Origin of the sequence: Aeromonas sp. 62-46 (genome assembly GCF_001898585.1) — a bacterium.
Taxonomy (GTDB): domain Bacteria; phylum Pseudomonadota; class Gammaproteobacteria; order Enterobacterales; family Aeromonadaceae; genus Aeromonas; species Aeromonas caviae.
In genome coordinates this window covers 38,497-52,423 of the sequence record NZ_MKUI01000045.1, presented here as the reverse complement: position 1 = coordinate 52,423, position 13,927 = coordinate 38,497, and the positions used below count along the sequence as shown (strand labels likewise).

The window sequence follows — 13,927 nt, the reverse complement described above, 5'->3', positions numbered from 1 at the left end:
CGTCACACAAGCATGTTCTAATATACGGGGCTTGTTATTTTTCACGGATATATAAAGAAAGTCTAATTTACTCGATGATCGAGTAAACACCCTATTTATTACCCACCATCTTCAGCAATCTGAACAAACACATTGCAAGGCTTTACCTAAAATGAAATTTATAACAGCGCCATGGATATTAGCTGCGATTAGTTTAAATGTATTCGCTGCGCCGCAAATCAGCCCGCAGATGATGGAACAATTCAAGCGCCTGCCCGCTGATCAGCAACAGGCTCTGGCCAAGCAATACGGTATTTCTGTCAACCAGTTCCAGAATGCCAGCGCCATGACCCCTGTCACCCCGTCAACACCGGTAGCGGCGCCACGGGAGGTCGACTATAGCCAGGTATCCCAGCGCCCGCTGATCGCAGGGGTAGCCCAGCCAGGGGAGCTCCAACCATTCGGTTACAATGTGTTCGCCGGTGAACCCATTCTGGATGCCCCCGTGACCGACATGCCCGTTGCTGATGATTATGTCATTGGCCCGGGGGATGAAATCCATGTGCAGCTGTATGGCAAGGAAAACGCGGTCTATGACCTGAGCGTCGGTCGAGAAGGCTTCATCGACTTCCCCAGTCTCGGTCCTATCTCTGCCAGTGGATTGACCTTCCAGCAATTCAGAAGCGACCTTGAAACCCGGATCAAGGAGCAGATGATAGGCGTCAATTCCTTCATCAGCTTTGGTGCCATGCGTGCCATGCAGGTATTTGTGATGGGGGATGCCTATCGCCCCGGTGCCTACAATGTCAGCGGCATGGCGACCGTCACCCAGGTCTTGCAGGCGGCAGGCGGTATCGACACCGTCGGCTCCCTGCGCAAGATCCAGGTCAAGCGGGCCGGACAGAAAGTCATCGATGTGGATCTGTACAAGATGCTGGTCTGGGGGGATACCAGCCAGGATATTCGCTTGCAGGCGGGGGATACCGTCTTCGTCCCGGCCAAAGGCAGTGAAGTGTCCATCAGCGGACTGGTCAAGCGCCCCGCCATCTACGAATTGAGAAATTCGGCCCCCCTGGCGGACGTGCTCGCCCTGGCCGGTGGCGTAAAGGCGTCCGCCTTGCAGGAAGTCTCGGTAGAACGTCATACGGACACTGGTCTGAAAGTCTTCAACCTGACGCTGGCCAATGGCCATGACCGTCAGTTCAGCATCCGGGACGGCGACAAGATTTCGGTCAAACCGAGCAGCACCGAGTACAGTCAGGCCATCGTCGTCAAAGGGGCCGTGGTACGTGATGGCGTCTACAGCTATACCCCGGGCACCCGCATCAGCAACCTGCTCAAGAGCGTTCAGCGGGATCTCATCTCCGCGACCGATCTGAGCTATGCCCTGGTCGTCAGGGAAGTGGACTCCCAGCGCAATATCAGCGTGATCCAGTTCAACCTGGGCAAGGCGCTGCAACAGCCGGGCAGCAAGGACGATGTGGTACTCCAGGCCAGGGATCAGGTGCTGGTGTTCCGCAACGATGCCACTGACCGGCTCAGAGAGACTGCCGCGACCTCGACGAGAGTGAAGGATCTCAAGACCAAGGCAAGAGAGCTGGACAACGCCGCCATGATGCGGACCGATGTTTCCACCGGCGCCGATGTCAAGAGTGACGAGCTCAGCAATGACACTCAGATCAAGCTATCCTCCCTGTCCGACAAGACCGCCACGGACGCAGTGGTCGCCGATTCACGGCAAGCCCTTCTGGCGCCTGTCATCGAACGCCTGAAGGCACAGTCTACCCTGGGTCAGCCGGTGAAGATCATGGAAGTGCGTGGCGAAGTGAAATACCCGGGCCTCTACCCGCTGACCGACAACAGCCGCATGTCAGATGCCATCCTGGCCGCCGGCGGATTCAACGAGCAGGCCAACGTGGTCGAACTCTCCCGCGTCAATGAGCGGGGCGACAGCATCCTGGTACAGAACGAGCGATTCTCGCTGGATACCGCCAACAGCCCTTACGGTTCACCGCTGCTGCAATCCAAGGACAACATCAACGTCCTGCCCCATCCCCAATGGCGGGAAGAGGCGACCGTCCAGGTCTTCGGTGAAGTGAAATTCCCGGGCACTTACACCGTGCGCAGGGGAGAGAGCCTGCACGATCTGATCGAGCGCGTGGGTGGCATCACGACCTATGCCAACCCCAACGGGGCCATCTTCGCCCGCAAGGCCCTACGCAAGCAGGAGGAAGAGCGGCTGGTGATGCTGCGCGATGAACTTCGCCAGGAGATCTCGACCATGACCTTGCGCAGACAGAGCACCATTGCCAACTACAGCAGCTCCCCTGCCGAAGCCATGTCGGTGGTCAACCAGCTGGAAAACAGCAAGGCCATCGGACGCATGACCATCGACATGCCAGCCCTGCTGGCCGGAGAGAAGCAGTCAGACGTCCTCCTTGAGGATGGCGACAAACTCTATATCCCGACCATGCAGAACGTGGTCTCCATCGCGGGCATGGTGCAGTTCCCCTCTTCCCATATCTACAAAGAGGAGACCAGTATCAACGAGTACATCAGCCTGGCCGGTGGTACCAAGAAACAAGCCGATACCGATCGCGTCTATGTCATCAAGGCCAACGGCAGCGTGATGCTGCCCAATGACAGCTGGTTTGGCGGACGCAAGAGCCTGGAGCCGGGGGACACCATCATAGTGCCGGTGGATTCCGACTATCTGGACAACCTGAGCATCATGTCTTCGGCAACCCAGATCATGTATCAGTTGGGCGTCGCCTGGTCCGCCATCAAGTAACGCGCTGGACGCGTCCAGTCATATTCCATAGGACTCATCAAATCATCATGGAAGCACAAAAAGCGAACGTCATTCCCTTGCCGAGGGATCTTGCTCCGGCAAGCGATGAAATCGACCTGCGAGAGCTGGCTATTGCCCTGTGGCAAGCCAAGTGGTGGCTCTTTGCCACCACATTGATCGCGACCTGTCTCGCCGTTGCCTTCGCACTGTGGAGTCCCAACATCTATCGTGCCGAAGCGCTCCTGACCCCCTCCCTTGAACAACAGGGGGGAGGACTCTCCGCGCTGGCCTCCCGCTTCGGCGGGCTGGCCAGTCTGGCCGGGGTCGATCTGGGCAATAAAGGAGGAGACAAGGCTTCCATCGCCATCGAGGTGGGCAAGTCGCGGCTGTTTCTCGGGGAGTTCATTCGTCGCCATCAACTGGCCGTCCCCCTGATCGCCGCCACCGGCATGGATAAAACCACGGGGGAGCTGCTCATCAACCCCGAGGTCTATGACACCCAGACCCAACAGTGGGTCCGCGAGATGCCGCCCGGCAGGTCTCCCGAGCCCACTGACTGGGAGCTCATCAAGGCGTTCAGGAGCCTGGTCAATCTCAACAGCGACCCCAAGACAGGGCTGCTGACCGTCAGCGTCGACTTCTACTCCCCGCAACTGGCAAAACAGTGGGTGGACTGGTTGATCGACGATCTCAACAGCACCATGAAACAGCGGGATCAGGAGGAGTCAAAACGCAATATCGCCTATTTGACCGAACAACTCTCCAAGACTTCCGTTGCCGATATGCAGAAAGTCTTTTATCAATTGATAGAAGAGCAGACCAAAACCTTGATGCTCGCCGAAGTCAATCAGGAATATGTCTTTAAAGTGCTTGACCCTGCCGTTATCGCCGAAGAGAAAATAAAGCCGAAACGGGCACTCATCGTCGCATTGGGTGCCCTCTTGGGCGGCATGTTGGGGGTGATGATAATTTTGGTTCGATTTGCATTCCGTCATGATAAAAAATAATGGATGCAAATTGATCAAAAACGATGGCTTGCCATCACAATAGAGTAGAACGATCGTCGACTATTCTGATTTTATAAGGGAAATATATGAAGAAGAGTGTTTTGATTATGACTGCACTGCTGGCCCTGTCCAGCCCGACCATGGCTGCAGAAACAGTCGCTGCTGGCGCAGGCGCCAGCACTGGTGGCGCCGCTGCCGGTGCCGGTGCTGCTAGCGCTGCTGCTGTCGGTGGCATCACCGCTGGTGCCATCGCCGTTGGCGTAGCCGCTGCTGCTGCCATCGGTGTTGCCGTTGCCGTTGCCAGCAACAACAACGACGACAACCCCTCGACTGTCACCAGCACAGCTCGTTGATATAATGAAATAAAGACTGCCTCAGGGCAGTCTTTATTGTTTTTCTATTTATTCAGTGATGCTTTCATGCTAATCAAGCGCATTCTTTTATTGCTATCAATGTTGTTGTTTGGCTGTGCAGACAGCAACGTTGATAGCTATCAACAGCTCAAATATATCTTCACTGCGGATGATGAGATAACCATTTCCCCGGAAGCCATCGAAAAGCTGCCCTATGCCAGTGCATTGCTCACCGTTGATGACAGACCACCTGTATTGCTCGTGCTCGCCTTTGCCGAGGGGGATCGCCTCTCCTGGGTCAGCAGCGACAGAGGCTTGATAGTGACCGAGCATGGTCGAATTACCAAGACGCTCAAGCTGGATAATGATCTTCGCTATTTCGCCGCCACCATGGCGGATCCCTTGAGTCAGGCCGTCATTCCAGGCGATGCCCAATTCAGTTATCTGGCTGAATGGGCGCAACTTCGCCACAGCGGAAGAAACCTCCACACCACCTTCAAACAGCTGGCTGATGAAAATCTGGATATCAATGGCGCCGTGCTGACGACCTCCCTCTACGAAGAGACGGTCCAGTCGGTGAAGGATGACCTGACGTGGCGGAATTATTACTGGCTGGACAAAAAGACGGGCTTGGTCAGAAAAACCATTCAGCACATCGGCCCTGACAACAGCACCATCGAGATGGTCTTCACCAAGCCCTATGCACCATGAAAAAAATCATACTCTCGCTTCTGATTGGCTATGCCCCCTGGCTTCATGCCGACAGCATCACCCGGGTGATGGTCGGCCATGCCAGCAAGACCACCATTTCCCTCTCCGATAGCCAGCGTCTGGAACAACTGTTGAATGCGCCCGGCTTGCCCGGCGACGTCTACTGGCCTGCCGCCATCATCTCCTCCCCCGCCCAAGATGAGTCTGCACAGCAAGCCAAAGAACAGCTGCTCAGCGATCTGAAAGCCCTCCAGGTTCTCTGGATGAGAGCGCATCAGGGCGGCCTGGTTCAGGCCACCCAGCAACTGCTGCGCGAGCTGGATCAGCTCGATGTGGCCGGCCGGATTGACATCAAGCTGGATCCGGATCTCAGCAGAGTGGAGCCTGCAAACAACCCTCGTCTGTCTGGCGACTATTCTCTCTATCTCTCTCGCAGACCATCCAGCCTCTACCTGCTGGGATTGATCAACAGTCGCAGGTCCATGCCCCATGAACCCGCCAAGGGGCTGGCTGAATATTGGCAGGGCCACAGTCTGCTACCCGGCGCCAACCCTGGTGAGGTCTATCTCATCCAGCCGGATGGCCGCGTCCAGTTGTCCCCCGTCGCGGTGTGGAACGAATACCATATCGAGCCCATGCCGGGTGCAACCCTGTTTGCCGGTTTCGATCCGGCGCTGTTGCCTGCCCAGTTCAAGAACATCAATCTCCGTATTGCCGACATGATTGCTAATCGGATACCCGAGTAATGCTGACCAGAATCGCCACTCTCTCGCTGCTTGCCTCCCCCTTCGCGTTTGCCAACACGGACAGCTTCTCGCCTCTCCTCCCCACCCAGAGTGATTTTGGTGGCGTGGGCCTGCTCCAGATGCCGACGGCACGCATGGCACCGGAAGGCGAGTTTTCATTCAACTACATGGATGACCAGGAATACCGGCGCTGGTCCATCTCCATGCAGCCATTCTCCTGGCTGGAAGCCACCCTGAGATACACCGACATTCGCACCCGGCTCTACAGCAATGACGAGAATTTCAGTGGCGACCAGACCTACAAGGACAAGGGGCTGGATGTCAAAGCCCGACTCTGGACCGAATCCACCTGGCGCCCGCAGGTCTCTGTGGGCCTGCGCGATGTGATGGGGACCGGGCTCTTTGACAGCGAATACATCGTCGCCAGCAAACGCTACAAGAACCTTGATTTCACCCTGGGAATGGCGTGGGGAAACATGGGTCAGAGCGGCAACATCAAGAACCCCTTCTGTGAAGTCCGTGAAGGCTGGTGTCAGCGTGATGACGGCTTCTCGGGCAGCGGCGGCAAGTTTGAATTCGGCAGCCTGTTCCATGGCCCGGCGGCCCTCTATGGAGGGATAGAGTACCAGACCCCCTGGCAGCCCCTCAGACTCAAGCTCGAATACGAGGGCAACGACTACAGTCACGAGTCGGCGGGGGCCATCGTTCAGAGCACTCCCATCAATGTGGGCATCGTCTACCAGCCTTACGATGTGTTCGACATGCACCTCAGCTATCAGCGCGGCAATACCCTGATGTGGGGGCTGACATGGCATACCAACTTCAACGACCCCTCCCTGTCGCTGCCCAAGGTCATGGATCCCCCCGTTCCGGCCTATCAGGCCAGCCAGGTCGACTCCCTGGAGCAGGTCGACTGGTCGACGCTCTCTTCCCAGCTGGCCAGCAATGGGGGCTGGCAACAGGCCTCACTCTACAGTGACAAGGAGACCCTGACGCTGGAGGCAGAGCAGACCCGATACAGGGATCAGGCCCAGAGCGAGCAGCGAGCCACCCTGCTGGCCGTCAATGCCCTGCCTTCCACGGTGAAAGAGCTGCGCATCATCGAGCAGAAGCAGGGGATGCCCCTGCAGGAGAGCCGAGTCGATCTCGACTCCGTGCGTCGTGCCAACAGCGATCTCCCCCTCGGCCAGACACAGGAGATCGAGGTCAGCCATCAGCCACCGGCCCCCGTCGAAGGCACACTGCGCCATGGAGCCGAACCCCGCTCATGGGATTTCAAGATAGTGCCCAAGCTGAGCCAGTCCATCGGGGGAGCCGAGAGTTTCTACATGTACCAGCTCGGGTTGAATGCCAACACCGACTGGCACATGACCGAGCACGACTGGGTGAGCAGCACCGTCTTCGTCAACCTCGTCAACAACTACGACAAGTTCAATTACACCGAGCCGCCGCCCGATGGAGAGGCCCTGCCCCGGGTCCGAACCTGGGTGCGGGAGTACGTGACGTCATCGAATGTGCTGCTCAACAACCTGCAGCTCACCCACATGGACAAGTTTGCCGATGGCTGGTACGGCCAGGCCTATGGCGGTTATCTGGAGATGATGTATGCCGGTGTTGGCGGGGAGGCCCTGTATCGCCCCTTCAACCGCAACTGGGCCATCGGCGCCGATCTCAACCTGGTCAGGCAGCGGGACTGGGAGAACACCCTCCAGCTCGCCGATTACCAGATCGCCACCGGCCATGTCACCACCTACTGGCAACCGGCGTTTCTGGACAAGGTGACCGCCCAGATCTCGGTGGGTCGCTACCTCGCGGGGGACTATGGCGCCACGTTCAACTTTGCCAAGACCTTTGATTCGGGGATCAGCGCCGGTTTCTTCGCCACCTTCACCAATGTGTCGGCAGAAGAGTACGGCGAAGGGAGCTTCACCAAGGGCCTCTACATCACCATCCCGTTCGACCTGATGATGTTCAAGTCCACCATCGACAGCGCCAACATCAGCTGGGTCCCCCTGACCCGGGACGGCGGCCAGATGCTGTCGAGGAAGTACGGCCTCTACGACCAGACCAGCGTGGCCTCCTTCTGATTCCGGTTCACCATGCCTTGCAGACAAAAAAAGCACCTTCCATGAAGGTGCTTTTTTATTTCCGCTGCTCGGCTTTGCCGTCTCAGTTGCCCGGCTTGCGCTCGCCGGTGACGGTGGGGTTGGCCGGATCCATGCTCCACTCGAACCATCCGCCGTCGTAGACGCTGATCCGCTTCCAGTCCATCAACCAGGCGTAGAAGAACGCCTCGGAGGCGCGCCAGCCGGTGCCGCAGTAGAAAGCGGCCTGCTGGGTCGGCTCGATATTCCACTCATCCCACATGGCGAGGATCTCGCGGGGGGGCTTCATGGTGCCGTCCGGGTTGTGGAAGTCGCTCATGCTGTTGGCATCCACCCCGCCATGACCCCATCTGGCCCCGGGAATGTCCCCCTTGGGCTTGATGTAGCTGTAGCCCGAGGTATTGCCCACGAACTCGTCCCAGGTGCGCACGCTGACCAGGGCGCCGTCCGGCTGCTTGAGCAGGGCCTTGGCCTGGTCAAGGGTGGTGTAGTACTCGGGATGGGCCGGGATGGCCACGCCAAACTCCTTGGCCGGGGTGAACTTGTTGGCCAGCCCGGTCTCGGTGCGCAGATGCTGCACGAACCAGGCCTCCAGCCCGCCATCCAGCAGCCGCACATCCTCGACCCCCGCATACATCATCAGATGGGCCGCACGGGCCGCCGCCATGGTGTTGCGGCCATAGAGGATGACGGTGGTGTCATGACGGATGCCGTTCTCCAGCAGCAGCGCCTTGAGCGCCTCGTCAGAGACCTTGTTCCACAGCGGCTCCCCTTCCAGCCGGTTGGTGTCGATGTAGCCGGCTCCCGGAATGTGGCTCAGCAGATAGGCCTTGGGGGATCCCCAGTCCACCTCGAACACCTTCCACTCCCCCTTGGGGGCGGCGATGACCGGTTTGCCTGCCTGCAAGTCTGCCAGCCAGAGCGGATGGACCAGCTGCTGCCAGCGTGCCAGATGCTCCCGGGGCGCCTCTTTCCATCCCTGCAGCTCGAACAGCTGCTTGATGCCCTGCAGGCGCAGCAGACGGGCCACCTCGGCCACCTCGCGAGGGGTGCCATAGAGGGCGACGGGTTTGTCGGCCTTCAGCCCCTTGCTCGCAAGCGCCGCAGGCCACTCCTCGTCACTGTATTTCCACTCTGCGGAGAGCAGCTCGGCACCGGCTACATGGCCCCCCTGCTTCTCCCCGTCCATGGGCCAGCCCTGATAGAAATAGCTCGGGCGGGTATCCAGGATCACCGCCTCCTTGCCCTTGGCATCCGCCAGGGAGAGCGGGGGCAGCTCGGCGGCCAGCGCGGGCAAGGCACACCAGAGCAGCAAGGCGGTCAGGCAGCTTCGCCACAGTCCAGTCATTCGTTTCATGATGTCGTCTCGATGCATAGTGAAGAGAGTTAAAAAATGGAGCGGCCCAGGCGCTCGGCCAGCAGCTCCAGCGCCGCCGTCCCGGCCAGGGAGTTGCCCGCCTTGTTGAGCTCGGGTGACCAGACGCAGATGGAAAGCTCTCCCGGGATCAGCGCCATGATGCCGCCCCCCACCCCGGATTTCCCCGGCATGCCGACCCGGTAGGCGAAGTCGCCCGCCTCGTCATAGAGGCCGCAGGTGGCGAGCAGGGCATTGACCTGCTTGGTGGTCCGGGCCGGCAGCAGGGGCGTGCTCTCGCCAAGGGGCACGCCCCGGTTGGCCAGATAGACGAAGGCTCGTGCCAGATCGACGCAGCTCATGCGGATGGCGCAGGCATTGAAGTAGCTCTGCAATACCTTGTCCACCTCGTTCTCGAAGTTGCCATAGGCCTTCATCAGATAGGCGATGGCGGCATTGCGGGCGGAGTGCTGGTACTCGGAGCGCGCCACCACCTGATCCGCCATGATGGCCGGGTTGCCGCACAGGCGGCGCACCAGCTCCAGAGTGCGTTGGCGGGGAGCGGTGAGCCGGGTTTCCAGCAGATCGCTCACCACCAGGGCACCGGCGTTGATGAAGGGGTTGCGGGGAATGCCCTGCTCGAACTCCAGCTGGACGAGGGAGTTGAACGGCTGGCCGGAGGGCTCCTTGCCCACCCTGGCCCAGATCTCCTCCTCCTGATAGAGGGTCAAGGCCAGCGTGAGGCTCAGGGCCTTGGAGATACTCTGGATGGAGAAGGGCTCGAAAGCGTCACCTGCGGTGAACAATTCCCCTTCAACGGTACAGACCGCGATCCCCAGCCGATCGGCAGGCACCTGGGCCAGGGCGGGAATGTAATCGGCCACCTTCCCCTGCCCGAGCAGCGGACGCACCTCTTCCAGGATGCCGGCCAGTAATTCGGATGACAACACCATTGGCTTTTCCATGACGTGAAACGAGGCGGGGCCAGCCCACCGACAAAAATCCCGCCGGCGGCGGGATTTTCTATCTGCCCGGGAGGCAGTCAGATATCAGGCCGGCTCGCCGTACCAGAGATCGAACAGCTCGGTGACCACCACGGCCTCCAGCCCTTTGCCTTGCAGCCAGGTCTGAACGGCGGAACGGTCTTCGTCGGAGCACTTGCCGAGCTGCTGGGTGCAGATCATCCCTTCCCAGGCCAGGTGACCCGAGCCGGCGAAGGCCAGCTTGCGAGGCTCAATCACCTCGTCGATCAGCGCATCGACCACGGCATCAATGGTCTCTTCGGCGGTGCCGACCGGGAAGTTGAAACTGATGTCGAACCCCATTTCCTGGAATTCATCGACGCGCAGTTTCTTGCGCAGACGGCGGCTACGGTTGGCCATGATAGCTCCTTAGTTGATACGTTGACTCAGTTGACTCGTTTGAAAATCAGATCCCAGACACCGTGGCCCAGACGATGGCCACGCTGCTCGAATTTGGTCAGGGGGCGCCAGTCGGGACGGGGCACCCAGTTGCCGGTGGCGGAGGTGTTCTCGTACCCCTCGGCGGCACTCATCACCTCGAGCATGTGCTCGGCGTAGTTCTCCCAGTCGGTGGCCATGTGGAAGACGCCACCGATGGCAAGCTTCTGGCGGATATCCTGGGCAAAGGCAGGCTGCACGATGCGGCGCTTGTGGTGGCGGCTCTTGTGCCAGGGGTCCGGGAAGAAGAGCTGCAGGCAGGAGAGAGAACCGTTCGGGATCATGTGCTCCAGCACTTCCACCGCATCGTGGCAGATGACGCGCAGGTTGGTGACGCCCGCCTCCTGGGCGGTGCCAAGGCAGGCGCCCACACCCGGAGAGTGCACCTCGATGCCGATGAAGTTCTTCTCGGGGGCGTTCTTGGCCATCTCCACCAGGGAGGCGCCCATGCCGAAACCGATCTCCAGCACCACGGGTGCCTCGCGGCCAAACAGGGCCACCATGTCGAGCGGCTCTGGTGCGAAATCGATGCCCATGACCGGCCAGAGCTCTTCCAGGGCCTTCTCCTGCCCTTTGGTCAGGCGGCCTTCGCGACGGACGAAGCTGCGGATCTTGCGCATGAACTTGCCGTCTTCGTTAAACACATCTTGGGTCACAGACATAGTAAATTGCTCGTTATTGCATCGCTCTGGAACAGAGCCGACATAAATGGATCGCTCGTTATTGCATCAGTTCGCAAAAACAGGGGAGCGAATTATCCCAAGATAGGCACAAGGCGCAAGTGTTTCCCACAACAAATCCCCCGGGACTGCCCACATCCACCGGCAAGGTTGACAAATGCCACCCCCTTCACAGAATCTGCCGGACGTCAGGTTCATCCTGACGCGGAAAAATAAAACCATATACAACAAAGGATTGCAGTATGAAGAAAACCCTGTTGGCCCTCGTTCTGCCTGCCCTGCTGGCCGGTTGCAACCCCTCTGACAACGACTCCCAACCCCCTGCCCCCGCAGCTCAGGCCCATGAATTTCTGGTGCAACTGAGCTCTGGCGCAGAAGGGATAGGCGCTCGTCCCACGGGCACCGAGGCCGAAACCCGCGCCGCCGCCTGGATCCAGGATCACCTGGCCGGTTGGGGTTACGAGGTGCAGAACCAGCCGTTCACCTACACCCGGGGCGGCACAGACCGAACCTCCCAGAACATCGTCGCCGAGCTCAAGGGTCAGAGCGACAAGGTGATCCTCATCGGTGCCCACTATGACAGCACCGGCGAGAAGAAAGGATCCGAAGGCGCCACCGACAACGGGGCCGGCGTCGCCGCCCTGCTGGCGGTTGCCGAGGCACTCAAGGGAGAGACCCTGCCCTACACGGTGCGCTTCGCCTTCTTCGGCGCCGAGGAAAACGGCCTCAACGGCTCCAGAGCCTATGCAGCCAGTCTCGACACCGATGCCGTCGCCAAGCTGCTGGCCATGGTGAACTACGACACCATCGCCGGGGGTGACATCGTCTATGTCCACTCGGCCCACTCCGACGTGGCCGAGTACAACTGCGCCGACCCGAGCCGCTACAGCTTCGATCCCAAGGTGCGCGATCGCCTGCTGGCCATCTCCCAGCAGACCGCCACCCCGTTCGCCATCCACCCCAGCTACAGCGGCTACCCGGAAGGGGAGACCGGCAGCTGGTCCGATCATGCCCCCTTTGCCTGCCTGGGGGTGCCCATCGCCTACGTGGAGGCCACCAACTTCACCATCAACGGGGAAGATGGCTATGACGGCTACTCCCAGAGCACCAATCCGGCGCTGTGGGACTGCTACGACGACACCACCAAGAGCGCCTGCGACCGGGACAGCGAGACCCAGTGGGGCAAGATCTGGCACACGGAGCATGATCGCCTCGACAAGATGGCCGAGCTCTTCCCGGGCCGGATTGAGCAGCAGCTCGGGGCCAACACCGACCTGATGATCCGCTTCCTCAAGGCGCCGGGGCTCTGACCCCCATCCCGCCCGATGCCCCCCTGACAGGGGTTTTTGCGCCCCTGACCGGGGTCGGGACGATAAAATTCGGGCAGGTGCCAAACCTGCCCTTTTTTATGGATTTTTGTGACAGCCATTGCCTCATTTCTGAAATCTGATACAAACGGATAACCTGGCGGTTGAATGGAGCGACCGCCACCTAGTCAGAGAGAACCCTATGCAGCCGTTTTTTGCCCAGCGCTTCGAGAAGGTCGAGCCTTCCTTTATCCGCGAAATCCTCAAAGTTGCCGCCAATCCGGAGATCATCTCCTTCGCCGGCGGCCTGCCCAACCCCCATCTGTTCCCGGTCAAGGCCATCGAGCAAGCGTGCCAGGACGTGCTGCGCGAGCAGGGAGCCGCCGCGCTGCAATACGCCACCACCGAGGGCTTTGCCCCGCTGCGCCAGTTCATCGCCGACCGCTACCTGGGCCGCCACGGCATGGCCGTCAATCCTGACAACATCCTCATCACCAGCGGCTCCCAGCAGGCGCTGGATCTGCTGGGCAAGGTGCTGGTGAACGAGGGGCAGGATCTCATCATCGAAGAGCCGGGCTACCTTGGCGCCATCCAGGCGTTCTCCGTCTATCAACCGAATTTCAAGCCCATCACCCTGGCGGAAGAGGGGCTGGATCTGGCCGCGCTGGATGCGCTGCTGGAGCAGGGCTCCAGCGCCAGGCTGCTCTACGGCGTGCCCAACTTCCAGAACCCGAGCGGTGTTTCCTACAGCCGCGCCAACCGGGAAGCCCTGGCGGAGCGCCTGGTGCGCCACGATCTGCTGATGGTGGAAGACGACCCCTATGGCGAGCTGCGCTTCGAGGGAGAACACCTCCCTCCCATCGCCAAGCTGGCCCCCCACAACACCGTGCTGCTCGGGTCCTTCTCCAAGACGGTGGTGCCCGCCTTCCGCCTGGGCTGGATGGTGGTGCCGGACTGGCTGCGCAAGAAGGTCACCATCGCCAAGCAGGCCACCGACCTGCACAGCAACGCCTTCAGCCAGCAAGTGCTGCACCGCTTCCTGACCGACAACTCCCTCGACGCTCACCTGGAGAAGATCAAGGAGGTCTATGGCCGCCAGCGTGCCGCCATGGAAGCCGCCCTGACGCGCCACTGCCCGCCCGGCGTCAGCTACACCCGGCCCGAGGGGGGCATGTTCCTCTGGCTGACCCTGCCGCCCAGCGTCAGTGCCATGGCCCTGTTCGACGAGGCCATCAAGGAGAAGGTTGCCTTCGTGCCCGGCGCCCCCTTCTATGTGCGCCCCGAGATCCAGAACACCCTGCGCCTGAGCTTCTCCTGTGTGGATGAGGCGACCACGGAAGAGGGTGTTCAGCGTCTGTGCCGCGCCCTGGCCCGCATGCTCTGAGCCATCCGGCCATAAAAAAACCAGCGACCCGGTCGCTGGTTTTTTTTTGC

At 60.1% G+C, this 13,927-nt stretch carries 12 protein-coding genes; 8 read left to right on the top strand and 4 right to left on the bottom strand.

Annotated elements, in window-relative coordinates:
- Positions 1-229 precede the first annotated feature (229 nt).
- The 6 genes from BGO64_RS13795 to BGO64_RS13770 all read left to right on the top strand — a co-directional run bounded on the left by BGO64_RS13795 (position 230) and on the right by BGO64_RS13770 (position 7,674).
- The gene (locus BGO64_RS13795) at positions 230-2,770 is read left to right on the top strand and encodes an SLBB domain-containing protein (protein WP_286700858.1); all 2,541 of its coding nucleotides are present in this window, start codon (positions 230-232) and stop codon (positions 2,768-2,770) included.
- 47 nt (positions 2,771-2,817) lie between these two features.
- A complete protein-coding gene (locus tag BGO64_RS13790; RefSeq protein WP_286700857.1) occupies positions 2,818-3,777 on the top strand; it encodes a Wzz/FepE/Etk N-terminal domain-containing protein in 960 nt (319 codons plus the stop codon).
- 107 nt (positions 3,778-3,884) lie between these two features.
- On the top strand, positions 3,885-4,130 hold the full coding sequence (locus BGO64_RS13785; protein WP_154676070.1) for a hypothetical protein: 246 nt from the start codon (positions 3,885-3,887) through the stop codon (positions 4,128-4,130).
- Positions 4,131-4,196: 66 nt separating this feature from the next.
- Positions 4,197-4,841, top strand: a complete 645-nt coding sequence (locus BGO64_RS13780) for a YjbF family lipoprotein (protein WP_286700856.1) — start codon at positions 4,197-4,199, stop codon at positions 4,839-4,841.
- Positions 4,838-5,587: a capsule biosynthesis GfcC family protein gene (locus BGO64_RS13775; RefSeq protein WP_042014281.1), complete on the top strand. Its 750-nt coding sequence runs from the start codon at positions 4,838-4,840 to the stop codon at positions 5,585-5,587. Before BGO64_RS13780 ends, BGO64_RS13775 begins: the two co-directional genes overlap by 4 nt.
- Positions 5,587-7,674, top strand: a complete 2,088-nt coding sequence (locus BGO64_RS13770) for a YjbH domain-containing protein (RefSeq protein ID WP_201925318.1) — start codon at positions 5,587-5,589, stop codon at positions 7,672-7,674. The genes BGO64_RS13775 and BGO64_RS13770 overlap by 1 nt, the downstream gene beginning before the upstream one ends.
- Before the next feature lie 82 nt (positions 7,675-7,756).
- Here the strand turns inward: BGO64_RS13770 and BGO64_RS13765 are convergent, their stop codons facing one another.
- The 4 genes from BGO64_RS13765 to trmB form a co-directional block, all read right to left on the bottom strand.
- On the bottom strand, positions 7,757-9,040 hold the full coding sequence (locus BGO64_RS13765; RefSeq protein WP_502686725.1) for a sulfurtransferase: 1,284 nt from the start codon (positions 9,038-9,040) through the stop codon (positions 7,757-7,759).
- A 38-nt stretch (positions 9,041-9,078) separates the two neighbouring features.
- On the bottom strand, positions 9,079-9,999 hold the full coding sequence (gene glsB, locus BGO64_RS13760; RefSeq protein ID WP_010675499.1) for a glutaminase B: 921 nt from the start codon (positions 9,997-9,999) through the stop codon (positions 9,079-9,081).
- A 96-nt stretch (positions 10,000-10,095) separates the two neighbouring features.
- Complete coding sequence (locus BGO64_RS13755; RefSeq protein ID WP_042879866.1) at positions 10,096-10,428, bottom strand: YggL family protein; 333 nt, start codon at positions 10,426-10,428, stop codon at positions 10,096-10,098.
- Positions 10,429-10,454: 26 nt separating this feature from the next.
- The gene (gene trmB / locus BGO64_RS13750) at positions 10,455-11,168 is read right to left on the bottom strand and encodes a tRNA (guanosine(46)-N7)-methyltransferase TrmB (RefSeq protein WP_010675501.1); all 714 of its coding nucleotides are present in this window, start codon (positions 11,166-11,168) and stop codon (positions 10,455-10,457) included.
- A 260-nt stretch (positions 11,169-11,428) separates the two neighbouring features.
- Here trmB and BGO64_RS13745 point away from each other — a divergent pair, with 260 nt between their 5' ends.
- Both BGO64_RS13745 and BGO64_RS13740 read left to right on the top strand, forming a co-directional pair.
- Positions 11,429-12,496 (top strand): M28 family metallopeptidase, encoded by a 1,068-nt coding sequence (locus BGO64_RS13745; protein ID WP_286700854.1) that lies wholly within the window; start codon positions 11,429-11,431, stop codon positions 12,494-12,496.
- Between the two features lie 199 nt (positions 12,497-12,695).
- Positions 12,696-13,877, top strand: a complete 1,182-nt coding sequence (locus BGO64_RS13740; protein WP_286700853.1) for an aminotransferase-like domain-containing protein — start codon at positions 12,696-12,698, stop codon at positions 13,875-13,877.
- Positions 13,878-13,927: the final 50 nt, after the last annotated feature.